Consider the following 23,462-nt stretch of genomic DNA (forward strand, 5'->3'; position numbering starts at 1 on the left):
GGCTTATCCTCCGTATGCAATTGGGTAGATCAGCAGCCCAAGGCCACCTGCAATCAAAGCGAAACCCAGCGGCCGTGTCAGAACATGACCGATCTGGGGCAATTTCTCCAACACCATGAACAGGGTCGCCAAACCCATCCACAGCAGGCTCATCACGCCTCCGACAAAGCCAAGCGCCATGAACCCCCAGCAGCAGCCGACACAAAAGGCGCCCAACCCCAGCCCCATGCGCAGACCGCCAGAGAAGCCGGTGCGCCAGTGTCCAAGGAAATAGGTCATGGGTGCATGACACACCCCGTGGCACACCTCCTTGGCGCGCGTGAATTGAAAGGCACCGACGGCAATCAGAAGACCGGCGGCAAAAAGCGGAGACTTGGCAATGCCCAGCATGTCGATCACGCCCCCGAACAACAAAGCCAGCTGAACACCTGTGATCAACGCGGCGAACCCGGCCCAAACCACGAAGTAACCCAACAGAACGCCGACCCACCCAAGCCTTGTTCCATTGGCGCTCTGGATCAAATCCTCATAGCTTCTCAGTGTCGGAACCAGCGTTGGAAGCATCATCGCGGCCATCATGATCGCCCACATCACGAACAGCGGGCCGAACTCGGCCATCGGCATGTACATGTCCATGCGGGGATTCATCGCACGCATCGCCTCGGCCATTGGCCCGGGTCGGCCAATCCAATCGACGCCCATGTCGCGGCTCATGGTGTACATCACCCACCAGGCCCACAGGATCAAGACGAAAAAGCCCAGCCACAAACCGCTGCGTAGAAGTGCCCGACTCATGTTCCCTCCCGACTCGGTGCTTGCTTTTCAAATGTCAGACTTTTAAATGTCAGACAAATAAATTTTTCACGGCGGCCTGCAGAAGATGAAAATCGATCCTCAGAAAAGCACCGACCTGTCCGCACAGATCGCCCAGGCCATCCGTGATGCCATCGTATCAGGAGAGCTGATCGTGGACGAGCGCCTGCCTTCGGAATCCGAGCTTGCGGACCAGTTCCAGGTGTCGCGCCCCACCGTGCGCGAGGCGCTGAAACGGCTGGCGGCGCAATCGCTGATCCGTACCCAGCGCGGCGCGACGGGGGGTGCCTTCGTCAACCGGCTGAGTTTCCAGGACGCCTATTCTCAGCAGATCACGACTTCGACGCTGTTGCTGTCGATGAACGAGGTCAGCTTCGACACCGCTTGCGAGGCCCGCTATGCGTTGGAACGTGCCTGCGCGCGCCTGTCGGCCCAGCGGCGCACCGCCGATCAATTGGCCACCATGCGCGCGGAAATCTTCCGTCAGGCGCAGCCCGGTCTGACGGATGAGGCCTTCTGCGCCTCGGACGTGGCCTTTCACCGGGCGCTGGTCGATGGTGCGGGCAACCCTGTCCTGTCTTATCAACTGGCCGGCGCGGTCGAGGCGATGCAGCCCCTGATGAACATGATCACCTTCACCGCCCGCTCGCGCGAGGAGATCATCCGCCTGCACAGCAAGATCGCCGACGCGCTGGAGGCGCAGGACGCCGAGACCGTCGACGCCGCGCTGGTCGAACTGGAAACCTACACCCGCCGCCTGGCCCATGATGTGGCCGAACGTCGGCGGAAACCGGCCTGAAGACATTCTGAATACTCCTTGACGCATCACATCAACGGAAAGGACACTCGAGCAGGCAGACCATTATCCGGCGGGAAGACCGGCACTCTCAATAAAATTGATTTTCAATGACTTACGGGAGGACGTTATGAACAAAAGACCGGATCCAACATTCTATCCATCCGCCAAGATGGCCATGGAGGCCCCGCCCGAGACCTTGGCCTTCACGCTGATGCTCAGCCCCGATTTTTCGCAGCCCGATGGCCTGGCGGTTGTGAATGTCGACCCAACTTCGGGCGATTACGGAAAGATCGTTCACAAGGTGATGATGCCCAACAAGGGCGACGAGTTTCACCATTTCGGATGGAACGCCTGCTCCTCGGCCCTGTCTCCGCTGACCGGCCACGCTTTTCTTGAGCGCCGGTACCTGATCATCCCCGGTATCCGTTCCAGCCGGATCTACGTGATTGACGTGAAAGAGCCGCTGAAGGCCAAAATTCACAAGATCATCGAGCCCGAAGAAGTCTTTGCAAAGACGGGGTATTCCCGCCCCCACACGATCCATTGCGGACCCGAAGGTATCTATGTCAGCACCTTGGGCGGTGGCGGACCGGATGGCACCGATGGACCTCCGGGCATCTTCATCATGGATTGCGAGACCTTCGACATCATCGGGCGTTACGAGATCGAGCGCGGCGTGCAAGACAAGCACTATGATTTCTGGTGGAACCTGCCGCGGGACTACATGGTCAGTTCCGAATGGGGTCTGCCCCCGCAATTCGAAAACGGGATCGTGGCCGAAGATCTGCTGTCGAACAAATATGGCCACCGGATCCATTTCTGGAACCTGCGCGACCGCACCAACATCCAGACCATCGACTTGGGCGAGAACCACCAGATGGCGCTGGAAATCCGGCCGGCGCATGACCCGGTCAAGCAATACGGTTTCTGCGGCGTAGTGGTCGACACCACCAATCTTCAGGGCGCAATCTTTACCTGGTGGCGCAACAAGGATGGCAGTTTCGAGGCCAAGAAGACCATCACGATCGACCCGCAACCCGCTGATCCGGATGATCTTCCCGATCTGCTCAAAGGGTTCTCGGCGGTGCCGCCGCTGGTGACCGACATCGACCTGAGCTTGGACGACAAATACCTGTATGTCGCGTGCTGGGGCACCGGTGAAATGCACCAATACGATGTCTCGGACCCGATGAAGCCCAAGCTGGCCGGCAAGGTCGAGATCGGCGGAATCGTCAAGAAAACCAAGCATCCCAACGGCAAGGACTTTGGTTATGGTCCGCAGATGGTCGAGATCAGCCGTGACGGCAAACGCGTCTACTGGACCAATTCGCTCTATTCCACATGGGATGACCAATTCTATCCCGGCGATCGCGGCGCTGCGATGGTCAAGGCGGATGTAGGCGAAAAAGGCGGCCTGACACTGGACAAGGATTTCTGGGTGGACTTCCCGAAAGGGTATCGCAGCCACCAGATCCGGCTTGAGGGAGGAGACTGCTCCACCGACAGTTTCTGCTACCCTTCGGTCTGAATTGGACGTCTTGATGACATCGACGGCCGGCCTCTGGCTGGCCGTTGTGCTGAGCGGCGCCTATCACGGGTTGAACCCCGGTATGGGCTGGCCGTTGGCCGTGTCGGCGGCATTGATGGAGCAACGCCAATCCGCTCTCTGGCGCGCGTTGGCAGCGCTGGCGGGCGGGCATTTTGTGGCGATGCTGGGTGTTTTGCTGCCCTTCGCGCTGATGACTATCCTTGTAGACTATCAGCGCGAAATCCGGATCGGAGCGGCGCTGATCGTGATCGCTATGGGCCTCTACATCGCGATCACCCGGCGCCACCCACGGTTTCTGGCGCGCGTACCGCCCAGTCGGCTGGCGCTGTGGTCGTTTCTGGTGGCGTTGGCGCATGGTGCGGCGCTGATGCTGGTCCCGATCTATCTGGGCCTGTGCGGGCTGGACGAGCTGGATACCGGCCACAGAGCCGTGTCAGAGATCATGGGCACCAATGGCCTGCTGGTTCTGGCTGTGGCCGCGGTCCATACGGGCGCTATGATGCTGGGCGGCGGTGCGCTGGCCTTCGCGGTCTATCGCTGGCTGGGCCTGCAGTTTCTGTCTCGCAGCTGGTTCAACCTGGAAATGGTCTGGGCGCTCAGCCTGATCCTTGTGGGGGTGCTCGGCCTCTGGGCCGCAATCTGAGGTCTTCCCCCTGCCCCGAAACAGATTAGGTTCGACGGGCAGGCATTTGAAACGCGAGGCCCCCATGACCGGAACACTCAACATCATCGCAGCCCTTCTGACCATCGGCTTTGGCCTGTTCGGCTTTCTGGCTCCGGCCTGGACGGCGGCCTCGCTGGACCTTGCGCCCACCAACAGCACGATGGGCCTCAGCGAGATGCGGGCCTCGGTCGGCGGGCTGTTTGTCGTGACCGGCATAGCTGTATTGTGGCTGAACCACCCGATGGCCTACGCGATGTTGGGCGTGGTCTATGGCGGCGCGGCGCTGGGTCGGTTCGTGTCCGTACTGCTGGACAATCCACCATTGGCCAAAGCGTTGACCTTCGGCGGAATCGAGCTGGTGCTGGCGATCTGGCTGATCGCAGCCAACCTCTTCAGGCCCGCGTGAAAGGTTGGAAAAATCGCCATGATCCCGCGCTTTGAGGGTTTGCATCCGCAAATATCCTCACCTATATAAATCCTGTCCTTCGGGACTATGGACATAAACGCGCCCGTAATAAGCGGATCGGACCCGGGGGCGGTACCCGGCGGCTCCACCATACATCCTTCATTTGGGGATCATGGGGCCGAAACAGGATCGACGAACGTCTAAAGGGGTTAGCTTTGTCTCGGCTGTCTGCCACCGTTACCGGCGAAAACAGTACAATTGCAAATGACAATCGTGCTCCGGTTGCAGTTGCTGCGTAAGCAGTAACCAGACCGAAACTTAAGTCCTTGCGCCTAGCCGCGTAAGGCGGGGTTCGCAGGTACCTGGCAACAGAAACCTGCATTTCCCTGGATTTTGTCTGAGTTTTTGCGCCGAATTTGGCCGCTATTCAGAAACTGTTCACTCCTGTCATTCAAAGTAGCGGAAGACAGACAGGAGAGTTGGGATGACTCATTCAGAGATACTCAGGGCCTGGTATTCCGAGGTTTGGGAAAAAGGCAATATTGACGCGATCGACCAGTATTTTGCCCCGGAAACGATGGCCGAGGGGCTGATACCCGAAATGCAGGTCGGCGCGGACGACTTTCGCGACCTGGTCATGGCCTTTCGGCACGTTCTGGGCGAAATTCAGGTGGACTTGCCCAAAATTATCGAAAACGGCGATTGGGCGTCAGCCGTTCTGCATGTGCGGACCTCGCGGGCAGACAACGGCGCGCCCTTGGAGGTCACAGGCCAAGTGATGGCGCGCTTCAAAGGTGACAAGATGGTCGAAGCCTACAACCAGTTCGACTTCGTTTCCCTGTTTGAACAGCTCGGTCAGTTCCCGCAGGATACCTTGCCCGTCTGCATGACAGGGCAACGGCTGGACTGGGCCTGAACCGGTTCTTGACCGCGCAACCTGACCCCGAGTAGCAAGAGCACACGGGGTCAGCATGTGAACGCCCTGCCCGGCGGCAGCCCGGGTTCGCATGTCTCCAAATCCAAAGGGGCACATGCCATGGCTGCGCAGTTTCCAATGATCGCTGGTGGTCGGATCAGCACCTATGCTCCGAATATCGGATGGAGCCGACCGAGGACCGCCGAAACCGGCGCATGCAGGGCGGAGCCCCGGTAGTGAACCCCCCTCTGGCAGAACTGGTCCGGGTGTTCGGCCGCATTGGCCTCCTCTCATTTGGTGGCCCAGCGGCACAGATCTCATTGATGCACCAGGAATTGGTCGAACGGCGGCCATGGTTGGATGAGCAGACCTTTCTGCGCGCGCTGTCGTTGTGCATGTTGCTGCCCGGCCCCGAAGCCATGCAACTGGTCACCTATGCCGGTTGGCGGCTGCGGGGCGTGCCGGGCGGGCTGATTGCCGGCGGCCTGTTCGTTCTGCCCGGAGCGCTGGTGATAGCCGTGCTGGTCGGCCTGTATGCTGCCTACGGAGACCTTCCCCTGGTCCAGGCTGCATTTCTCGGGATCAAGGCCACGGTTATCGTGATCGTTCTCCAGGCGGTGCTCAATCTTTCTCGCAAAACTCTATCTGGGGCAGAGCCCGGGATTCTTGCGATACTGGCGTTCTTGGCGATCTTCGCTCTGAATCTACCTTTCCCCCTGATCATTCTGGCCGCGGCTGTCTGGGGCTTTTCACGTAAGCCTTCAGAGCAGCCTTCAGTTTCGCAGAATGTCGATACCGCATTGGCTCGACCCGTGCGGACCGCCGTGCTCTGGCTGGTTCTATGGTTAGCTCCGCTGGTGTTGTTGACCCTTTCCGGCCAAACGTTGCTAAGCGATCTGGGCTGGTTCTTTGCACGATTGGCCGTAGTCACTTTCGGCGGGGCTTATGCGGTGCTGGCCTACATGACCCAGACGGTCGTCGAGAACTACCAATGGATCTCTACCGATCAGATGATAGATGCGCTGGGACTGGCAGAAACCACCCCCGGCCCATTGATACTGGTCACACAATTCGTCGCCATGCTCGCCGGGCAATTGGCGGGCGGGATGTCCCTTGCGCTGGCAGCTGGGGTCGTTGCGCTGTGGGCGACCTTCGTTCCGTGCTTCCTGTGGATATTCGTTGCCGCGCCTTACCTGGACGTCATAGCGCAAAGACCGAGACTGTCGGAAGCATTGCGCGCAATTACCGCGGCGGTCGTCGGTGTGATTCTCAACCTGTCGGTGTGGTTCGGACTGCACGTCCTGTTTGGAACCATCGGAAAAGTCGAGTTTGGTCCGATCTCACTGCCCATTCCGGTTTTTTCGACCTTGGACATCGCAGCCGTTGGATTGACATGCCTTGCCGGAGTCTTGATTTTCATAAGAAAAACCGGTCTGGCAACGACGCTGGGCATCATGATAGGTGCAGGCGCAATCCTGCATCTGGTTTGAACAATCAGACGCAACCCGCTCTTTCGTTTCCGATCAAATCCCTTATGCTTGGGATAACCACTTTCGAGGATGACACATGTCGCAAGGCATTGACTACGGCAACTTGATGCACACCGCTATGCGCGGGCTGATCAAGACTGTTCTGAAGCGCGTTTCTGAAACCGGACTGCCCGGCGCGCACCATTTCTTCATCACGTTCGATACCCGTGAGCCCGGCGTCGAAATCGCTGACTGGCTGCGCGAACGCTACCCTGATGAGATGACGATCGTGGTGCAGCACTGGTTCGAAAATCTCGAGGTTGGCGAGGACGGATTTGCCATCACGCTCAATTTCGGTGACGCTCCGGAGCCGTTGTATATCCCCTATTCGGCCATCCAGACCTTTGTCGATCCGTCGGTCGAATTCGGGCTGCGCTTCGAAAGCTCGGACGAAGAAGATGAGGACCCGGTGGAAATCGAGGCCGAGTCGATCGAGGTCGAACCCGACGACGAGCCGCATCACGATGCGGATATCGTATCGCTGGACAGCTTCCGCAAGTAATTCGCGGCCATTGGACGAGGCTTCGCTTTTTTGGCGGAGCCTATTGTTTTTCCAGGAATGTTTCGACCGAACGCGACTTCTGTCCATCTCTGAACCGGGAAAAGGACAGGTTCAGCCCGCCCTCGGCCAGTGTCCGGTCATACTGCTGCAATTCGTATCCGCCGTCCTCGTCTATGAACAGCGAGAAGACGGTCAGTGTTTCCCCTTCGATCCGCCCCCAGACAAAGGGTTCCCCCTTCATCGGGTCCAGCGGAACCTCATGACCGAAGACATTCCGCTTCATGGCTGCGGAATAGATGTTGTTCCGATCAGAAGGTCGGAACTCGACCGAAAAGCTTTGTTCTTTCACCCGGCCGTCGGCTTTGTAGGTGGTAGTCTTCCACTTGACCACGAACCCTTCGCCGGTCTCTGCGATGGAAACGCTCATGTCGCGCGGGGTCGACGATCCGTCTGCATCGACCACGTCGGCAGATCCGACATAGTCGCCGACAAAGGGACCAATGTCCTGCGCCCATCCCGGAGACGCCAACAAAACTCCAAACGCCAGTATCGACAGCCATCGGGCCATTTGCGCGAAAAATGAGGTCCGGTCTGAGCGATTCATGGTTCTTTCTCCGCGGTTGCCTTCTATATCTTAGCTCAGCCGGGAACGGGCACAATGGTACGGACCTGTGACCAACCAAGAAAAGTGACGCACACCGCATGGCTATACCTTTTTTGCCCTTCGGACTAAGGTGCGCGCAACTGGCCGATTGAACCATAGCCTAGCTGCGGTTAAACGGCATGCGACTGCATACCAGACGGAGTGACAGATGTCTCAGACCCGCACCGAATCCGACAGTTTTGGCCCGCTCGAGGTTCCTGCCGACAAGTATTGGGGGGCGCAGACGCAGCGCTCGATCATGAACTTCCCCATCGGATGGGAGAAGCAGCCCGTCGCCATCGTGCGCGCGCTGGGCGTGGTCAAGAAGGCCTGCGCCATGCAGAACAAGGCCACGGGCAAGCTGGACGCACGCATCGCCGACGCCATCATCCAGGCCGCCGGCGAGGTGATCGAGGGCAAGTTCGACGACAATTTCCCTCTGGTCGTCTGGCAGACCGGATCAGGCACCCAGTCGAACATGAACGCCAACGAGGTCATCGCGAACCGCGCGATCGAGATCCTGGGCGGCGTGATCGGCTCGAAGGATCCGGTGCACCCGAACGATCACTGCAACATGGGACAATCATCGAACGACACATTCCCCACCGCCATGCATATCGCCACCGCTATGAGCGTGCGTGACGTGCTGCTGCCGGGGCTGGAAAAGCTGGCCGCCGGGCTCGGGCAGAAGTCGGCGGAATTCAAGGACATCATCAAGATCGGCCGCACTCACACGCAGGACGCGACCCCGCTGACCCTGGGCCAGGAATTTAGCGGCTATGCCCACCAGATCCGTCAGGGCATCGCCCGTGTAAACGCCGCCATGCCGGGCATCTACGAGTTGGCACAGGGCGGCACCGCCGTCGGTACCGGGCTGAACACCCAGAAAGGCTGGGCCGAGGCCGTCGCCGCCAACATGGCCGAAATCACCGGCCTGCCCTTCGTCACCGCGCCTAACAAATTCGAGTCGCTGGCCGCTCATGACGCCATGGTGTTCCTCTCGGGCGCCTTGGCCACCGTCGCGGGCAGCTGCTACAAGATCGCTAACGACATCCGCTTCCTCGGGTCGGGGCCGCGTTCGGGTCTGGGCGAGCTGATCCTGCCGGAGAACGAGCCCGGATCGTCGATCATGCCGGGCAAAGTCAACCCGACCCAGGCCGAGGCGCTGACCCAGGTCGCAGCCCACGTCATGGGCAATGACGCTGCGATCAAGTTCGCCGGCAGCCAGGGCCATTTCGAACTGAACGTCTACAACCCGATGATGGCCTACAATCTGCTGCAGTCGATCCAGCTGCTGGGCGACGCGACGGACAGCTTCACCGAACGCATGCTTCTGGGCACCAAGGCCAACGAGGCGCGCATCGACAAGCTGATGAAGGAATCGCTGATGCTGGTCACCGCCCTGGCCCCCACCATCGGCTATGACAACGCAACCACGGTCGCCAAGACTGCGCACAAGAACGGGACCACGCTGAAGGAAGAGGCCATCAAGCTGGGCTTCGTCGACGAGGCGACCTTTGACGCCGTCGTGCGCCCCGAGCAGATGATCGGGCCCAAGGACTGATGGGCAAGCCGGTCAATCTGAACCGGTATCGCAAGGAAAAGGCGCGGGCCGAGAAAAAGGCCCGCGCCGACCGGAACGCGGCGGCGTTCGGGCGCAGCAAGGCGGAAAAGCAGCTGGACGAGGCCCGTGCCGATAAGGCCCGCCGCGATCTGGACAATCACGAGCTGGATGAATGAGCGGCCCGCCCGTCAAACGCTCGCTGACGCTCAAGGGGCACCGCACTTCGGTTTCGCTCGAGGATGAGTTCTGGCAGGCGTTCCGAGACATCGCCAAGGCAAAAGGCTTGCCGGTCAATGTCTTGGCCTCGGAAATTGATGTCGCGCGCGACCCCGAGACTGGATTGGCGTCGGCCATTCGTGTCTTTGTTCTGAACTGGTACCGGTCACCCGATCGCAGCGCTTGATCTGATCCCCGTCGGTGTCTAGGCTGGATGTGAACAAAAGGGGTACATTTGATGCGCGATCTCGTGACCGGGCCGGATGGCCAACCGCGATGCGGTTGGTGTCAGGCCGCGCCGGAATTCTTCGACTATCACGACAATGAATGGGGCTATCCGGTAGGTGACGACCAGCGCCTGTTCGAGAAACTCTGCCTTGAAAGCTTTCAATCCGGCCTCAGCTGGCGCACCATTCTGGCCAAGCGCGAGAATTTCCGCAAAGCCTTTTCCGATTTTGATTTCAACGTGATGGCCGGTTTTTCTGAAGCGGACGTTGAACGACTGCTGCAAGATGCCGGTATCATCCGCCATCGCGGCAAGATCGAGGCGGTGATCAACAACGCCCGCCGCGCACAGGAGCTGGTGGCCGAAACCGGCTCGCTGGCGGCCTATGTCTGGCGGTTCGAGCCCGAGACCCCTCCTGCGCCGCAGACGGCCTCGACTTCGCCCGAGTCGGTTGCCATGTCCAAGGATCTGAAAAAGCGCGGGTGGAAATTTGTCGGCCCCACCACGGTGTTTGCCTTCATGCAGGCGATGGGGCTGGTGAATGACCACGCCACCGGCTGCGCCATGCGCGAAAAAGCGGCGCAGATGCGCCGCTCGTTCATCAAACCGGTCTGACCTCAGACCGAGGCGCGATAGATCTTGTCGATATTGCTGCCCAGGGCCGCGTTGAACTCGGCATCCGACTGCTGTTTCGATAGCCCCTCGGTCAGCGCGCGCGAGAAAGAGGCGATCATCTTGCCGTTCTGCGCCAGCAGGTCACAGGCCTCGTCGGTCGAATAGCCGCCCGACAGCGCCACTACCCGCAGAACACGCGGATGATCGGCGGCCTCGTCATACAGGTTGGCCTTGCTGGGCAGGGTCAGCTTCAGCATGACGTCCTGCCCCTCGTCCAACTCGTCGAGATTCTTGAGGATTTCGGCTTTCAGGATCTCTTCCGCTTCGGCCTTGGTGTCCGACTTGATGTTCACCTCGGGCTCGATGATCGGAACCATGCCGGCGGCGATCACCTCGCGGGCCACGTCGAATTGCTGTTTCACCACGGCGGCAATGCCCTCGGCATTGGCCTCGTGGATGACCGAGCGTTCCTTGGTGCCGAACACACCTTCGGCCTTGGCCAGCGTCTCGGCCAGGCCCGGGATGGGCTTCATCAGCTGCACGCCGTTGGCGGTGTCCTCCAGCCCCTTGTCGATCTTGAGGAACGGCACGATGCCTTTGACCGACCACAGGTAATCGGCCACCTTGCGACCGTCGATTTCCTCGCTCAGCGTGCGTTCGAACAGGATCGCGCCGATCACTTTGTCGCGGGTGAAGTCATCGGCCAGGATGATCCGGGCGCGCATCTTCTGGATCTCGGCAAACATTTCCTCGTCCGAGCCATAGTCGGACGGCTGCACCCCGTACAACGCCAGCGCCTTGGGCGTCGAGCCGCCGCTCTGATCCAAAGCCGCGATAAAACCCGCACCGTTGATCATCTGTTCGCGCTGTTCAGCCTTGGACATAACACTTTCCCGTTCAGTAATGATTCCGCTTTTCCAACCGCATACAGCATGGCGCGGGGCGATGATAGTTTGTTAGCGCTCAACCACGCGCAGCCAAATTCCGTCGCGGGACCGGACCGTCAGATGCGCCACCGTGACCGGGGAGCGGCCCTCGACAGGTTCGAACCGGTATCGGCGCAGCAGGGACGACAGGATCAACGGCCCCTCGACCATCGCAAACCCCGCCCCGGTACAGACGCGCGGCCCGGCCGAAAACGGGATGAAGGCCGCCCGCTGGCAGGCTTTGCCGTTTTCGGTCGCCCAGCGGGACGGGTCAAAGCTGTCGGGGTCCTCCCACAACCGTTCATGTCGGTGCAGGTGCCACGGGCTGAGCACGATCTGAGCGCCCTTGGGCACGTCGCGGTCGCGGAAACGTTCGGGGCATGTGGCCTCGCGCACCATCATCGGCACCGGGGGATAGAGGCGCAGCGCCTCGCGGAACACATCCCGGCTGAGCTTGAGGCGGGACATGCTGGCAAAACTGATTTCATCCTGCGCGCGGGCTTCCTCGGCCACGCGGTCCTGCCAGTCAGGATAGGCGGCCATCAGGTACAGCGTCCATGCCAGGGCCGAGGCGCTGGTCTCGTGCCCGGCCAGAAAGAAGATGGCCACCTGATCGATCATCTCATCGGTATCGAAACACTGCCCGGTCAGGGGGTCGGACGTGGTCATGATCTTGGTGGCCAGATCGTCGGGCGCGGCGCCGGCGGCGATCTGCGCGGCCCGCTCGCGGGTCATGCGGGCGATCAAGGCGCGGATTTCAGCCGCCGCACGGCGGGTCTTGCGCGGGTGGAACCGAGGCACCCAGCCGGGCAGCGGCACGAAAGCCGCAAGGTTCAGCAGAGGTTGCTGCCGCTGATAGGCGCGGAATTTCTCGAACACCTGTGCGGCGATTTCGTGCTCGATAGGCACCGAGAACAAGGTGCGAAAGATCACGTCGGCGGCGGCATGGCTGGTGACCTCTTCGATCTCGACCGGCACGCCCGTCCTGTCGCGCAGGCGATCGGCGCAAGCCTCGGCCGAGGCCAGCATCGCGGGAAAGGTCTGTTTCAGCCGCCCGCCCTCGAAGGCCGGATCGATGATGCGGCGTTGGCGCTCCCAGGTCGCGCCGTTGGTCAGGAATACCGATTGGCCTAGCAGGGGCCGCAGGCCTTCGCTGATCCGGCCGGATTTCGGGAAATCCTGAGGACGGTGTTTCAGAACCCGGTCGATCAGCTCGGGCTGGTTGATCAGGTAGGACCGGAAGAACGGGGTGCGGAACTCGGCCATCCAGGCGCGGTACAGGCGTTGCGGCTGGGCCGACAGGATGTCACGCCGGAACATGCGCAGGTATTGCCACAGAGATACCTTGTCCGGTCTGGCGGGCGGCTTGGGCGGGGTCATGCGCGCACCGTCCGGTACTTGGACACCGCCCGCTCGATCCGCGATTTCGACGGCGCCCGGCCGGCGAACCGAGCGCCCAGTGTCAGCGGGCCGGCCGTGATGCGGAAATAGTCATAGTCGCTAGGCCGGTCGAACGCGCAAAGATACTGGAAATGCAAACGGAAGAACCGCCAGCGCAACGCGGCCCAACGTTCGGGCGACAGGGTTTGCGTAAAAGCGGCTGACAGAACCAGCGGCCACCGCTTGCCCGGCCCGGCAACCCCGCTGACCGCAACCGGATCACATAGGGCAAAGGCGCAGCCATCCCCGGGTGCCGAGACATCGACCCATGTCAACTGCTCGGTCTGCGACAGCAATTGCAGGTCGGACCGCAACCGGCCGGCCCGCGGCAGGAATGACACCATCGGCACCACCTGCCCCAATGTCAGGAACGACAGGACCGGGCCATCCGGTGGCACCTCGCCCCGCCGCAGCAGGTCGGCCAGAACCGAAACCCCCAGATGGGCGCCGGAACTGTGGCCCACCACCAGAACCTCATCGACGGGCGACCGTAGCGCTGCCGCAATAGTGGCACGGAATTCGTCCAGCCGAGCCTGCAACTCGGGCGGCGTTTCTCCCCGCAGCCGCGCAGAATAGGCATAGTCGTGCATCAGGTAATAGGCGAACAGGCGGTTGTCGATCTTTCGGAACCAGCGCAAGACCCACCAGCCCGCCAACACGCCAATAGCCAGGCTGAGATACATCCGCGCCGCAAAATAGGGACCGAACAGCGCGGGTCCTTCCACAGCTTCAACCAACCAATGCATCGCGGACTCGGACAACATTGCCACACCGTAGAAGACCAATCCCGCCAGCGCCAACTGCCCCAGCAACATCGCCACCGGATAGAGTGCGGCGATCACCGGTCCTTTGCGCAGCCGCATCAGCCGCCACAGCGTGCCAGTCGAGATGTAGATCGAGGCCGTGCACAGCAGTTGCCAGTAGGTCGCCGGGATCGAGCTGTCCATGCTGTCGCGCACGATGTCGGACCAGACTAGAACCTCGACATCCGTATCTACTTCGGCCCCGTCCTGCTCCGACCGGACGTGCCAGCCATAGGGGCCATCGCCCGTCTTGGCCGAGACCTCCAACCGATACCCGGAAATCGCTGACTGCGCGCGCCCCTCTTTCCGATAGAGTTCGCGATAGCGGCGGGGATGGATCGGATCATAGCCGGGGATATAGAACACCCGGCGTCGTTGTACCCCAGATTGCGGAACCTGACTGCTCATGCCTTTGCCCTTGTTGCGGGCAGGTTAGCGCAGCGATGTGGCCAAGGTAAGGCCCGATCATCGCGACCGGGCGCCGCGTCAGCCCAGAGTGGCCAATGCCGGGAACGTCTCAAGCAGCCACCAGCTGAACTCGGTGAACAGACCCGTCACCAGCATGATGCCGACGACCAGCAACAAGCCACCCATGACTTTTTCGATCGTTCCCATATGCGGTTTCAGCTTGTTCATCACCGCCATTGAACGGTTCAGGAACATCGCAGCCAGCAGGAACGGTATGCCCAGACCCGCCGCGTAGACGCCCAGCAACAGCGTGCCCCGCGCCACCGAGGCCTCGGACGCGGCCAGCGACAGAATCGCGCCAAGCTGGGGGCCGATGCAAGGGGTCCAGCCGAATGCGAAAGCCAACCCCAGGATGTAAGCCCCAAAGACCGATCCGCCGGAGTCCCCGGTTTCGAGCCGCGCTTCGCGGTCCAGGATCGGAATTCGGAACACGTTCAGGAAATGCAGGCCGAACACGATCACCACCAGACCCGAGGCCTTGGCGAATAGTTCCTGGTTCTGCAGCACGAATGCGCCGAAGGCCGAGGCCGTGAAGCCCAGTAGCAGGAACACCGTCGACAGTCCAAGAACGAAGAACAGCGCTGACAGAGTCGCCTTGCGTCTAGCCTGCGCCTGATCCTGCATCTCGTGAATGGTCACGCCGCTCATGTAGGCCAGATAAGGCGGCACGATCGGCAACACGCAGGGCGACAGAAAACTGATCAACCCGCCGACCAGCGCGATGAACATGGCGGGCAGCAGCCCTGCGTCGATGATATCGATTCCGAACATGCCACTGCACATAGGATATCCAGTGGGGCGCGTCACGGGGCCATTCGGTCACATCCTCGTGGTTGCCGGCTGGACAGCTGTGCGCCATGCAAATATCTGAGAGCCATGACACAAGAAGCCGAAACACTGGATGCATTGGGCCTGCTGTGCCCCCTGCCCGTCCTGAAAGCCCGCAAACGGCTCAAGGCCATGCCTGCGGGCTCCCTTCTCAGGGTCCTTGCCGACGATCCGGCCGCAATCGTCGATGTGCCTCATTTCTGCTCGGAGTCCGGGCACGAGCTGATCGGGATGGAAGAAGCTGCGGATCACCACGTCTATCTTATTCGGAAAAACGGCGGGACCTGAAAGAAAAAAGGCGGACAATACTGTCCGCCTTTGTTGTCTTATTGGCCCAGTGACCACCAACCGCGCCGCTTGGGCTTGGCCGGGGACGGCTCGGGTTCTTCCGCTACCGTCTCAAGCACCGGCTCTGCGGTGTCCTCGGCTTTGTCTTCTGTTGCGGCTTCCGGCGCTTCCGCCACGGGCCCGGCATCTGGCGTTTCGACTTCTGCCGTTACCTCGGGCTCACTCTCTTCGACCGGCTCCTCGGCTTGCGCTTCGGGGGCATTGTCCTCAGCACCCGCAGCCTCATCAGCAGGCGTTTCTGCGGCCGCCTGAACCGCTTCTTCGGCCACCTCGGGTTCCGGCGCGGGCGCCCCTTCGACTTCGACCGTCTTCTTGCGGCGCGGTGCCCGACGTTTTTTGGGCTTGGCCGATTTTTCTTCGGCCTGTTCCGCTTCACCCTCGGTCACGTTTTCGGCGCCAGCTTCTGCGGCCTCAGCCGTAGCGGATTCAGACTCTGCGGTCTTTTCCGTCCCGGACTCCTCGGGTTGCGCCTCGGTGGTCGCCTTGTCTTCCGCAGCTTCGTCAGAACTGGTTGCCTCGGCCTGCTCGCCGTTACCGCCGTTCTTCTTGCGGCGACGCCGGCGGCGCTTGCGCTTCGGCTTAGCTTCCTCTTCCGCCTGTTCCGGCTCGACGGCGCTGTCTTCAACCTCGTCCTCGGAATCCACCAGATCCATCAGCGATGCCGTCGCGGACACCACCGGCGCAGACGCTTCGGGAACGATCCGGCTGGCCGTCTTGAACTTTTCCATCGAGAAGTCAGGGCTGACCAGATGAATGTCGCCTTCGATCCGAACCGACAGGCCATAGCGGGCTTCGATCTGCGCGATATGCTCGCGCTTCTGGTTCATCAGGAAGTTCGCAATGCTGACCGGACACCGCACCAGCACCTCGCGCGAGCGGCGGCGTGTGCCTTCCTCTTCAATCTGACGCAGGATCGACAGAGCCATGTTGTCGTCCGAGCGGATCAGACCGGTGCCATGGCAGGACGGGCAAGGCTGTGTGGTTGCCTCAAGCATTCCTGGGCGCAGGCGCTGGCGGCTCATCTCCAGCAGGCCAAAGCCCGAGATCCGTCCGACCTGAATACGGGCCCGATCGGTCTTCAGCTTGTCCTTCAGGCGCTTTTCGACCGCCAGGTTGTTCTTGCGCTCGTCCATGTCGATGAAGTCGATGACGATCAGACCGGCCAGGTCGCGCAGGCGCAGCTGGCGTGCAACTTCCTCGGCGGCCTCAAGGTTGGTCTTCAGCGCAGTTTCCTCGATCGAGCCTTCTTTGGTGGCGCGGCCCGAGTTCACGTCGATGGCAACCAACGCCTCGGTCACGCCGATCACGATATACCCGCCCGATTTCAGCTGGACCGTCGGGTTGAACATCCCCGCCAGATAGCTTTCCACCTGATAGCGCGCGAACAGCGGCAGTTGGTCCTCGTACCGCTTCACGTTCTTGGCGTGCGACGGCATGATCATCTTCATAAAGTCTTTGGCGATGCGGTAGCCACCTTCGCCTTCGACCAGAACCTCGTCGATGTCCCGATTGTAAAGATCACGGATCGACCGTTTGATCAGGTCGCCTTCCTCGTAGATCTTTGCAGGAGCGATCGATTTGAGCGTCAGTTCGCGGATCTGCTCCCACAGGCGCTGCAGGTATTCGTAGTCGCGCTTGATCTCGGACTTGGTACGCTTGGCGCCGGCTGTACGGATGATCAGACCGGCGCCCGTAGGCACGTCGATCTCGGATGCGATTTCCTTGAGCTTCTTGCGGTCCGCGGCGTTGGTGATCTTGCGGCTGATGCCGCCCCCGCGTGCGGTGTTCGGCATCAACACACAATACCGGCCGGCCAGCGACAGGTAAGTGGTCAGCGCGGCACCCTTGTTGCCACGTTCTTCCTTGACGACCTGCACCAACAGAACCTGGCGCACTTTGATGACTTCCTGAATCTTGTAGCGGCGCGGGCGTGGTTTGCGCGGAGGACGGATATCCTCGCTGTCATCATCATCCGCAACCGACTCGATCGTGTCATCCTTGGCAGCCGCATCCGGCTTGGCCTCATCAGCTTCGGCGTCAGCGTCGTCCGCTGCATCCGCGTACGGCTCGTCTGTTTCGACCGGTTCAGCGGGTGCGGCGTCAGCTTCGACTTCGGCCTTTTCGTCCGCCGGTTCGTCACTCGCGTCTTCACTCGGCTCTTCGACCGGAGTTTCAGCGACCGTCTCCATCGGAGACGTGCCTTCGGGCACATCCTGATCAGCGGCCTCTTCCTCAAGCAGGTCGATGGTTTCCATGCCCGTCGGTTCGGCGGATACGTCCAGCGTTTCGACCGGATCGTCCGTCTTGATCTCTGCCGCCTTCGAGCGCGACCGCGAGCGGCGCTTCTTGGGCTTGGATTCTTCGGCCTCGTCCCGCGCCTTCATTGCCTCAGCGTAGGCGCGCTCTTCCTCCATCAGGGCTTCGCGGTCCGCGACCGGAATCTGGTAGTAGTCCGGATGGATTTCCGAGAACGCAAGGAAGCCATGCCGGTTCCCGCCGTAGTCAACAAAGGCCGCCTGCAGCGAAGGTTCGACGCGCGTTACTTTTGCCAGGTAGATGTTGCCAGCAAGCTGGCGTTTGTTTTCGGATTCAAAATCGAACTCCTCGACCTTGTTTCCGTCCACCACCACGACGCGGGTCTCCTCCGCGTGGGTGGCATCGATAAGCATTTTCTTTGCCATGTGTCCTTGGTGCACCGCGCCAAACGCGTTGTCCTAACCTGTCCAGGCGGACAGGCGCATCTGGGGTGGTGTCTTGTCTGGGCGATTACGGACGGCGCGCGGCAGGGATCGGCGCTGTGGCCCCCTGCCCGTATACTCAATCGTAGCGCGCGCGTCATCGCGGTTCTTCTCCGACAGGCGCGAACACGCCGCTGCCTGCCCATTATTCCTTTCGCCCGAAATTCGGGCTCAGGTACTCTACTGCCCCGGAACGGGGCACAATCGGTCTGCTTGGCCGGGCGGGAAAGGTCACCACCTGCAGCAAAGCAGCGAAACTCAATGATTCGGGACATTCAGGCACAAAAATGCGCCCGACCCGTCCCGGTACAATAAAAGCAGTCCTGTGGAAAACACAATGGGCAAACTGCAAAGGAGCCCAATCTACGGACAGGTCGGGCTTCCTCCGGCTTCAAATTTCCCGGGTGTACTTTGGCCAAAAGGCCAAAAAGGGACTGGCCCCCTCGCCTACAGATAGTCCGCCCGTTGCAACCCGTACTTGGCCATTTTTTCATTCAAAGTCCGGCGCGGCAGGCAAAGTTCCTCCATCACCGAGGCGATGGACCCCTTGTGGCGCCGCATGGTGTTGTCGATCAGCATCCGTTCGAACGCCTCAACGTATTCCTTCAGCGGCTTGCCCTCGGTGGTCATCACCGGCTGCATCTCTTCGTGATCGGACATCAACAGCGACGCGATGGTGCCCGAGCCGCGCCGCGACTGCAGAACCGCGCGTTCGGCGATGTTGATCAACTGGCGCACATTGCCCGGCCATGGGGCCTGCAGCAGCTGCGCGGCCTCCTGGGCGCTGACTTGCGGTGCCTCACAGCCATATTCCTCGGCAAACTGCTCGCTCAGCCGGGTGAACAGGGTCAGGATATCCTCGCCCCGCTGCCGCAGCGGCGGCATGGTGATGCGCAGCGCCGCCAGACGATAGAACAGATCGGGCCGCAGCACGTCCTCGCTGGTCTTGCCCGCTTCCTGCAGGTTTGAGATCGCAACGATCCGGGTCTCGGCCGGCGTTCCCTGCTCGTTCATCACGCTCAGCAACCGCGCCTGCAGCGTGTCGCTCAGCGCCTCGATATCCTCCAGCACCAGAGTGCCGCCGCGGGCTTCCTCGATTGCGGGCAGTTGCGTGTCCTCGGGCATCATCGGGCCGAACAGCCGCTTGGCCAGCGCCTCTTCTTCCAGCGCGGCACACGAGACCAGAACGAATTTCTTGCCCGCCCGGCTGCCCACTGCATGCAAGGCGTGCGCCACCAGGGTCTTGCCGGTGCCGGTTTCGCCGTCGATCAGCACATGCCCGTCGGCCTGGCCCAGGTCGAGAATATCTTCACGCAGGCGCTCCATCACCGGGCTGGCGCCGATCAGCTTGTTCATGATCTGCGTGCCGCCCGACAGCTCGCGCCGCAGGGCGCGGTTGTCCAGCGTCAGACGCCGAGCGTTGCTGGCGCGTTTGGCCAGTTCCGACATCCGGTCGGGGTTGAACGGCTTTTCCAGAAAGTCGAACGCCCCCACCCGCATCGCCTCGACCGCCATCGGCACGTCGCCGTGACCGGTAATCATGATCACCGGCAAGGTGCTGTCGGCACCCATCAGCTTTTTCAAAAGCTGAATACCATCCATGCCGGGCATCTTGATGTCCGAGATCACGATCCCCGGGTAATCCGGCCCCAGAACCTTGAGCGCATCCTCCGCGCTTGCAAAGGTTTCGGTGTCATAGCCGGACAGCGCCAACCATTGGCTGATCGACTGGCGCATGTCCTGTTCATCATCCACGATGGCAATTTTCATGGCCTGTGCCATAGGTACGTCCTCGTTATTCTGCGGCCTCAAGGCCGTCATGTCCCAAAATGGGCAGTTGCATCTCGAATACCGCGCCGCCGTTCTGGCCGTTGCGCGCAGTCAGCCGTCCGCCATGGTCGTTCACGATCCCGGACGAGATGGCAAGACCCAAGCCGACCCCATCTCCGGGTCGCTTGGTGGTGTAGAACGGCTCGAACAGGTTCTCGATATCCTCGATCCCGTGGCCATTGTCGCGCACCGCCAGCACGGCGGTCTCGCCTGCGGCCAGAATGATCTCGACCTCCGGCTCTGCAACAGATTTGGTGGCGTCGAGCGCGTTTCGCAACAGGTTGACCATAACCTGTTCGATCCTCATCCGATCTCCCATCACGATCACCGGCTCTTCGGGCAGGATCTGGGTGATCTTGACCTGCCTCTGGCGCAGCTGCGGTTCCATCATCGACAGGGATGAGGCCAACGCCTCCCCAAGATTTACGGGTGAAAACGCGTCCGCGCCCTTTCGGGCATAAGACTTGAGCTGCCGCGTGATCGCGCCCATCCGCTCGATCAGACCGTCGATCCGACCAAAGCTGGCCAGCGCCTCTTCGGGGCGGTTTCGGCGCAGCAGTAGCCGCGCCCCCGCCAGATAGGTCTTCATCGCCGCCAACGGCTGGTTCAACTCGTGACTGACGGCCGCCGACATCTCGCCCAGGGCTGCCAGCTTCGAGCTTTGGGCCAGCGTCTGTTCCGCCACTTCCAGCGTTTTTTCAACCCGTTCGCGTTCGGCGATTTCGCGCTGCAACCTTGCGTTCAATGCGCGAAGCTCCGCCGACTCTCGTTGGAACAGCGCCATGCGGAACGTGGCCCTGCGGCTCAGTGCATAGAACGTCAGTGCAAGAAGAATCGCAAACCCCATGATCTCGAGCGCCAGCACGCTGTTCACCTTTTCGCGGATCGAGGAATAGGTCGTGAACGAAGTCATCTTCCAACCGCGGAACGGGATGCGGGTCTCCATGCGCATCACGGCCTCGCCCGCGACATAGGCATCCGGCGGCAAGGCCGTCCAATCGGTAGTCGCCCGAATTGCGCGCTGGATGGCACCCTGCGGATGCTGCCGTAACAAAGCCTCAGTCTCGTTCAGGCCGCGCCACTGGGGTTCGGTCGACAGAATGATCGTTCCGGTGCTGTCGGTCACCATGACCGCGTCCGAGATCCCGGCCCAGGCGTTCTCGAACTTGCGCAGATCAACCTCGACCACGATCACGCCCAGAATTTCCGACCCGGCCTCAATCCTGCGGGAATAGAGAAAGCCATAACTGCCGGTCTCGCGCGCAATCTCGGAAAAGATCGTCGCGTTCGATCTGACGGCATTCACGAAATACGGGTCACTTCGATGGGACTCGCCCAGTCGATTGCGGTCTGTTGCGGCAACGACCCGACCATCCCGATCCAGCAGCATCAGCGACGCAGCCCCGATTTCTTCAACAAAGGACAGAAGCCGCTGCGTCGACAGGGAAAAATCGGCTGACTGCAAGGCCGAAATCAAAGTCGGGTCCCGGGCCAGCAATTGTGGAACGATGGCGTTTCGACGCAATTCGCTCAGCAGGTTGCCGGAATAGAGCGCCAGACGCAGTTCAGCCCTGTTTCGGGTCGATTCCGTGAACCGATTGGTCAGCAGGCTGTTGGTGACCCAGACCGTCGCCGCAGCAGCAACCAGCAACACGAACACGGCCAGCCGCAAGCGCCACCCCAAAGGGGCACCGCGGCCAAATAGATTTGTCCAGCCTGATTGCGCGTCGGAACTCATGCACCGAAGCTACGCTTCCGCGCCCACGACCTCAAGTCACGCAGGTGTCAGTACACCCGACAATGCGCGGAAGAGCGCCACTCCGTCGGTACCGCCATGGGCCTCGTCCGCCGCCCGCTCGGGGTGGGGCATCATGCCCAGCACGCGCCGGTTGTGCGACAGGATCCCGGCAATATCCCCGCGCGAGCCGTTAGGGTTGTCGGTATAGCTGAAGGCGATCCGATCCTCGTCACGCAGGCGGGCAATGGTTTCGTCATCAGCGAAGTAGTTGCCATCGTGATGCGCGATCGGAATCTGAATCACGTCTCCGGCGTTGTAGCCCTGAGTAAAAGCGCTCTCGCTGGTCGCAACCTTCAGCCCAACGGTTCGACAGATGTATTTCAAGCCGGCATTGCGCAGCAACGCGCCCGGCAGGATGCCGGTCTCGGTCAGTATCTGGAACCCGTTGCAGATGCCGATGGCATAGCCGCCCCGTTCGGTGTGCTCGACCACCGCCTTGCAGATCGGAGACTGCGCGGCGATCGCACCGCAGCGCAGGTAATCGCCGTAAGAAAACCCGCCCGGCACGCCCACGATGTCCACGCCCTGCGGCAGTTGGGCATCCTTGTGCCAGACCATGTCGACCTGAAATCCGGCCTGCTCAAAGGCGACGGCAAGATCCCGGTCACAGTTGGACCCCGGAAAAACGACAACCGCTGCGCGCATGGGAAACCCTCCTTGGGGATGACGGTCAGAGAATTCAGACCAGTTCGATCTCGTAACGCTCGATGACCGTGTTGGCCAACAGCTTCTCGCACATTTCGGCCACATCGGCCTTGGTCGCGCCATCGGCCAGTTCCAGGTCAATCACCTTGCCCTGCCGGACGCCCTGCACCTTGTCGAACCCCAGTGCGCCCAATGCGTGGCGCACAGCCTCGCCTTGAGGGTCCAGAACCCCGTTCTTGAGCATTACGTGCACCCGTGCCTTCATCGTCGCAACTCCACCTGTGGCCCGCCGCGCCGGGGCCTGTTCCGTTGCGCGGGGGATAGCGCGACTGACCGCGCAGAACAAGCCTTTGTGATGCGGTCGAATGACCGCAGGCGCTTCATCTTGAGGAATTCAATTGCCTGGGCTGCCCGTCAGCCCGGGATAATGTGCATCAACCGCGTTGAAGATGCCGGTCAGAACCATTTCGACGGCCACAGCAACCAGCAGGATCGCCATGATCCGGGTCAGCACATTGATCATCGTCTCACCCACAAGACGCGAGATGCTGTCAGCAAACAACAGGCCGAGCCCGACTATGAAACAGGCGATCAGGATCGCCGAGCCAAGGGTCACAAGTTCGGCCCCATCCGACAGTTGATGCGAGAACACGATCGTCACGGCAATCGTGCCCGGGCCAATCGTCAACGGGATCGCCAGTGGAACAACGGCAAAGTTCAACTTGCGCGCGTGACCATCGACCACGGCCGCCTGATCGCCCGGCGCCCGGTCTTGCGCGTTCAGCATCGACATGCCGATCCCGAAGATAATCAGCCCGCCGGCCACGCGAAACGAAGGAACGTCGATCCCGAAGACAGCCAACACCTCTTCACCTATAGCGACCGAGATCAGTGCGATCACCGTCACCGAGGCCATCACGATCATCGCTACCCTGCGCCGTTCGGCAGGTGTGCAGTCGCGCGTCATGCTCAGGAAGATCGGGATGTTGTAGAGCGGGTTGAATATGGCCAGCACGGCAGCCAGAAACTTCAGGAAAACCGCTTGATCGAACAACGCGCTCATTCAGTGTGCCACCTTGGTTAGCGGACCGGGTTGGTCGGTCAACCCGAAGATGCGTGACAGGGGCCTGACCTGTCAAACCCGCAATGAAAAATGCGCCGCCCCGAATAGGAGCAGCGCATCCTTGTTAGGCCCT

At 61.1% G+C, this 23,462-nt stretch carries 24 protein-coding genes and 1 other RNA gene; 13 read left to right on the forward strand and 12 right to left on the reverse strand.

Annotation, left to right across the window (positions count from 1 at the left end):
* Positions 1–3: 3 nt before the first annotated feature.
* Entirely contained in the window at positions 4–795 is a 792-nt protein-coding gene (locus ACR0LD_RS05235; protein ID WP_480635841.1) for a DUF2182 domain-containing protein, read from the reverse strand.
* Between the two features lie 85 nt (positions 796–880).
* On the opposite strand from ACR0LD_RS05235, the gene ACR0LD_RS05240 reads away from it, so the two are divergent.
* The 8 genes from ACR0LD_RS05240 (at position 881) to ACR0LD_RS05275 (ending at position 7,178) form a co-directional block, all read left to right on the forward strand.
* Positions 881–1,612 carry a FadR/GntR family transcriptional regulator gene (locus ACR0LD_RS05240; RefSeq protein ID WP_170339285.1) on the forward strand — a complete coding sequence of 244 codons (732 nt, stop codon included), beginning with the start codon at positions 881–883 and terminating at the stop codon, positions 1,610–1,612.
* 127 nt (positions 1,613–1,739) lie between these two features.
* Positions 1,740–3,140: a selenium-binding protein SBP56-related protein gene (locus ACR0LD_RS05245; protein ID WP_170363508.1), complete on the forward strand. Its 1,401-nt coding sequence runs from the start codon at positions 1,740–1,742 to the stop codon at positions 3,138–3,140.
* A gap of 13 nt (positions 3,141–3,153) precedes the next feature.
* On the forward strand, positions 3,154–3,804 hold the full coding sequence (locus ACR0LD_RS05250) for a hypothetical protein (RefSeq protein WP_170339290.1): 651 nt from the start codon (positions 3,154–3,156) through the stop codon (positions 3,802–3,804).
* A gap of 64 nt (positions 3,805–3,868) precedes the next feature.
* A complete protein-coding gene (locus ACR0LD_RS05255) occupies positions 3,869–4,231 on the forward strand; it encodes a DUF4345 family protein (RefSeq protein WP_480635844.1) in 363 nt (120 codons plus the stop codon).
* Between the two features lie 35 nt (positions 4,232–4,266).
* Positions 4,267–4,614, forward strand: a transfer-messenger RNA (tmRNA) gene (gene ssrA / locus ACR0LD_RS05260).
* Between the two features lie 101 nt (positions 4,615–4,715).
* Positions 4,716–5,147, forward strand: coding sequence for an ester cyclase (locus tag ACR0LD_RS05265; RefSeq protein WP_093961996.1), 432 nt, complete (start codon positions 4,716–4,718; stop codon positions 5,145–5,147).
* Between the two features lie 215 nt (positions 5,148–5,362).
* Entirely contained in the window at positions 5,363–6,637 is a 1,275-nt protein-coding gene (gene chrA / locus ACR0LD_RS05270; protein WP_480636281.1) for a chromate efflux transporter, read from the forward strand.
* 76 nt (positions 6,638–6,713) lie between these two features.
* Positions 6,714–7,178, forward strand: a complete 465-nt coding sequence (locus ACR0LD_RS05275; RefSeq protein WP_170403236.1) for an SspB family protein — start codon at positions 6,714–6,716, stop codon at positions 7,176–7,178.
* A 40-nt stretch (positions 7,179–7,218) separates the two neighbouring features.
* Here ACR0LD_RS05275 and ACR0LD_RS05280 read toward each other — a convergent pair whose 3' ends face one another.
* Complete coding sequence (locus ACR0LD_RS05280; protein ID WP_170432773.1) at positions 7,219–7,746, reverse strand: hypothetical protein; 528 nt, start codon at positions 7,744–7,746, stop codon at positions 7,219–7,221.
* Positions 7,747–7,990: 244 nt separating this feature from the next.
* On the opposite strand from ACR0LD_RS05280, the gene fumC reads away from it, so the two are divergent.
* Genes fumC through ACR0LD_RS05300 form a run of 4 tightly spaced genes read left to right on the forward strand, consistent with a single transcriptional unit; the run spans position 7,991 to position 10,442 of the window.
* Positions 7,991–9,385 carry a class II fumarate hydratase gene (fumC, locus tag ACR0LD_RS05285; protein ID WP_170357728.1) on the forward strand — a complete coding sequence of 465 codons (1,395 nt, stop codon included), beginning with the start codon at positions 7,991–7,993 and terminating at the stop codon, positions 9,383–9,385.
* A complete protein-coding gene (locus ACR0LD_RS05290; RefSeq protein WP_170403246.1) occupies positions 9,385–9,561 on the forward strand; it encodes a DUF4169 family protein in 177 nt (58 codons plus the stop codon). The genes fumC and ACR0LD_RS05290 overlap by 1 nt, the downstream gene beginning before the upstream one ends.
* Positions 9,558–9,788: a ribbon-helix-helix domain-containing protein gene (locus ACR0LD_RS05295; RefSeq protein ID WP_480635846.1), complete on the forward strand. Its 231-nt coding sequence runs from the start codon at positions 9,558–9,560 to the stop codon at positions 9,786–9,788. The genes ACR0LD_RS05290 and ACR0LD_RS05295 overlap by 4 nt, the downstream gene beginning before the upstream one ends.
* A gap of 51 nt (positions 9,789–9,839) precedes the next feature.
* Entirely contained in the window at positions 9,840–10,442 is a 603-nt protein-coding gene (locus tag ACR0LD_RS05300; protein WP_170367064.1) for a DNA-3-methyladenine glycosylase I, read from the forward strand.
* Positions 10,443–10,444: 2 nt separating this feature from the next.
* On the opposite strand, the gene ACR0LD_RS05305 is transcribed toward ACR0LD_RS05300, so the two are convergent.
* From ACR0LD_RS05305 to ACR0LD_RS05320, 4 genes are all read right to left on the reverse strand, one after another.
* Positions 10,445–11,326 (reverse strand): fructose bisphosphate aldolase, encoded by an 882-nt coding sequence (locus tag ACR0LD_RS05305; protein ID WP_480635848.1) that lies wholly within the window; start codon positions 11,324–11,326, stop codon positions 10,445–10,447.
* 72 nt (positions 11,327–11,398) lie between these two features.
* The gene (locus tag ACR0LD_RS05310; protein WP_480635849.1) at positions 11,399–12,748 is read right to left on the reverse strand and encodes a cytochrome P450; all 1,350 of its coding nucleotides are present in this window, start codon (positions 12,746–12,748) and stop codon (positions 11,399–11,401) included.
* Positions 12,745–14,019, reverse strand: coding sequence for a hypothetical protein (locus ACR0LD_RS05315; protein WP_170439316.1), 1,275 nt, complete (start codon positions 14,017–14,019; stop codon positions 12,745–12,747). Before ACR0LD_RS05315 ends, ACR0LD_RS05310 begins: the two co-directional genes overlap by 4 nt.
* A 78-nt stretch (positions 14,020–14,097) precedes the next feature.
* Positions 14,098–14,850 carry a cytochrome c biogenesis CcdA family protein gene (locus tag ACR0LD_RS05320; RefSeq protein ID WP_170338729.1) on the reverse strand — a complete coding sequence of 251 codons (753 nt, stop codon included), beginning with the start codon at positions 14,848–14,850 and terminating at the stop codon, positions 14,098–14,100.
* Between the two features lie 105 nt (positions 14,851–14,955).
* Between ACR0LD_RS05320 and ACR0LD_RS05325 the strand changes: the two genes are divergently transcribed.
* Positions 14,956–15,195, forward strand: coding sequence for a sulfurtransferase TusA family protein (locus ACR0LD_RS05325; RefSeq protein WP_093961985.1), 240 nt, complete (start codon positions 14,956–14,958; stop codon positions 15,193–15,195).
* Between the two features lie 38 nt (positions 15,196–15,233).
* Here the strand turns inward: ACR0LD_RS05325 and ACR0LD_RS05330 are convergent, their stop codons facing one another.
* The 6 genes from ACR0LD_RS05330 to ACR0LD_RS05355 form a co-directional block, all read right to left on the reverse strand.
* Positions 15,234–17,936, reverse strand: coding sequence for a ribonuclease E/G (locus tag ACR0LD_RS05330; RefSeq protein WP_480635852.1), 2,703 nt, complete (start codon positions 17,934–17,936; stop codon positions 15,234–15,236).
* A 504-nt stretch (positions 17,937–18,440) separates the two neighbouring features.
* Positions 18,441–19,775, reverse strand: coding sequence for a sigma-54-dependent transcriptional regulator (locus tag ACR0LD_RS05335; protein ID WP_093961984.1), 1,335 nt, complete (start codon positions 19,773–19,775; stop codon positions 18,441–18,443).
* 13 nt (positions 19,776–19,788) lie between these two features.
* Complete coding sequence (locus tag ACR0LD_RS05340) at positions 19,789–21,561, reverse strand: sensor histidine kinase (protein ID WP_093961983.1); 1,773 nt, start codon at positions 21,559–21,561, stop codon at positions 19,789–19,791.
* A gap of 36 nt (positions 21,562–21,597) precedes the next feature.
* Positions 21,598–22,266, reverse strand: coding sequence for a phosphoribosylformylglycinamidine synthase subunit PurQ (purQ, locus tag ACR0LD_RS05345; RefSeq protein WP_170368407.1), 669 nt, complete (start codon positions 22,264–22,266; stop codon positions 21,598–21,600).
* A 34-nt stretch (positions 22,267–22,300) separates the two neighbouring features.
* Complete coding sequence (gene purS, locus ACR0LD_RS05350) at positions 22,301–22,531, reverse strand: phosphoribosylformylglycinamidine synthase subunit PurS (RefSeq protein ID WP_170339320.1); 231 nt, start codon at positions 22,529–22,531, stop codon at positions 22,301–22,303.
* A 129-nt stretch (positions 22,532–22,660) separates the two neighbouring features.
* Positions 22,661–23,329 carry a MarC family protein gene (locus tag ACR0LD_RS05355; protein WP_170339322.1) on the reverse strand — a complete coding sequence of 223 codons (669 nt, stop codon included), beginning with the start codon at positions 23,327–23,329 and terminating at the stop codon, positions 22,661–22,663.
* Positions 23,330–23,462: the final 133 nt, after the last annotated feature.

The organism is Ruegeria sp. BF8 (assembly GCF_056538625.1).

Excerpts from the sequence above, each read along its gene's own strand:
- ACR0LD_RS05235 (WP_480635841.1), bottom strand. The coding sequence starts at position 795 with ATGAGTCGGGCACTTCTACGCAGCGGTTTGTGGCTGGGCTTTTTCGTC.
- ACR0LD_RS05240 (WP_170339285.1), top strand. The coding sequence starts at position 881 with ATGAAAATCGATCCTCAGAAAAGCACCGACCTGTCCGCACAGATCGCC.
- ACR0LD_RS05245 (WP_170363508.1), top strand. The coding sequence starts at position 1,740 with ATGAACAAAAGACCGGATCCAACATTCTATCCATCCGCCAAGATGGCC.
- ACR0LD_RS05250 (WP_170339290.1), top strand. The coding sequence starts at position 3,154 with ATGACATCGACGGCCGGCCTCTGGCTGGCCGTTGTGCTGAGCGGCGCC.
- ACR0LD_RS05255 (WP_480635844.1), top strand. The coding sequence starts at position 3,869 with ATGACCGGAACACTCAACATCATCGCAGCCCTTCTGACCATCGGCTTT.
- ACR0LD_RS05265 (WP_093961996.1), top strand. The coding sequence starts at position 4,716 with ATGACTCATTCAGAGATACTCAGGGCCTGGTATTCCGAGGTTTGGGAA.
- chrA (WP_480636281.1), top strand. The coding sequence starts at position 5,363 with ATGCAGGGCGGAGCCCCGGTAGTGAACCCCCCTCTGGCAGAACTGGTC.
- ACR0LD_RS05275 (WP_170403236.1), top strand. The coding sequence starts at position 6,714 with ATGTCGCAAGGCATTGACTACGGCAACTTGATGCACACCGCTATGCGC.
- ACR0LD_RS05280 (WP_170432773.1), bottom strand. The coding sequence starts at position 7,746 with ATGGCCCGATGGCTGTCGATACTGGCGTTTGGAGTTTTGTTGGCGTCT.
- fumC (WP_170357728.1), top strand. The coding sequence starts at position 7,991 with ATGTCTCAGACCCGCACCGAATCCGACAGTTTTGGCCCGCTCGAGGTT.
- ACR0LD_RS05290 (WP_170403246.1), top strand. The coding sequence starts at position 9,385 with ATGGGCAAGCCGGTCAATCTGAACCGGTATCGCAAGGAAAAGGCGCGG.
- ACR0LD_RS05295 (WP_480635846.1), top strand. The coding sequence starts at position 9,558 with ATGAGCGGCCCGCCCGTCAAACGCTCGCTGACGCTCAAGGGGCACCGC.
- ACR0LD_RS05300 (WP_170367064.1), top strand. The coding sequence starts at position 9,840 with ATGCGCGATCTCGTGACCGGGCCGGATGGCCAACCGCGATGCGGTTGG.
- ACR0LD_RS05305 (WP_480635848.1), bottom strand. The coding sequence starts at position 11,326 with ATGTCCAAGGCTGAACAGCGCGAACAGATGATCAACGGTGCGGGTTTT.
- ACR0LD_RS05310 (WP_480635849.1), bottom strand. The coding sequence starts at position 12,748 with ATGACCCCGCCCAAGCCGCCCGCCAGACCGGACAAGGTATCTCTGTGG.
- ACR0LD_RS05315 (WP_170439316.1), bottom strand. The coding sequence starts at position 14,019 with ATGAGCAGTCAGGTTCCGCAATCTGGGGTACAACGACGCCGGGTGTTC.
- ACR0LD_RS05320 (WP_170338729.1), bottom strand. The coding sequence starts at position 14,850 with ATGTTCGGAATCGATATCATCGACGCAGGGCTGCTGCCCGCCATGTTC.
- ACR0LD_RS05325 (WP_093961985.1), top strand. The coding sequence starts at position 14,956 with ATGACACAAGAAGCCGAAACACTGGATGCATTGGGCCTGCTGTGCCCC.
- ACR0LD_RS05330 (WP_480635852.1), bottom strand. The coding sequence starts at position 17,936 with ATGGCAAAGAAAATGCTTATCGATGCCACCCACGCGGAGGAGACCCGC.
- ACR0LD_RS05335 (WP_093961984.1), bottom strand. The coding sequence starts at position 19,775 with ATGGCACAGGCCATGAAAATTGCCATCGTGGATGATGAACAGGACATG.
- ACR0LD_RS05340 (WP_093961983.1), bottom strand. The coding sequence starts at position 21,561 with ATGAGTTCCGACGCGCAATCAGGCTGGACAAATCTATTTGGCCGCGGT.
- purQ (WP_170368407.1), bottom strand. The coding sequence starts at position 22,266 with ATGCGCGCAGCGGTTGTCGTTTTTCCGGGGTCCAACTGTGACCGGGAT.
- purS (WP_170339320.1), bottom strand. The coding sequence starts at position 22,531 with ATGAAGGCACGGGTGCACGTAATGCTCAAGAACGGGGTTCTGGACCCT.
- ACR0LD_RS05355 (WP_170339322.1), bottom strand. The coding sequence starts at position 23,329 with ATGAGCGCGTTGTTCGATCAAGCGGTTTTCCTGAAGTTTCTGGCTGCC.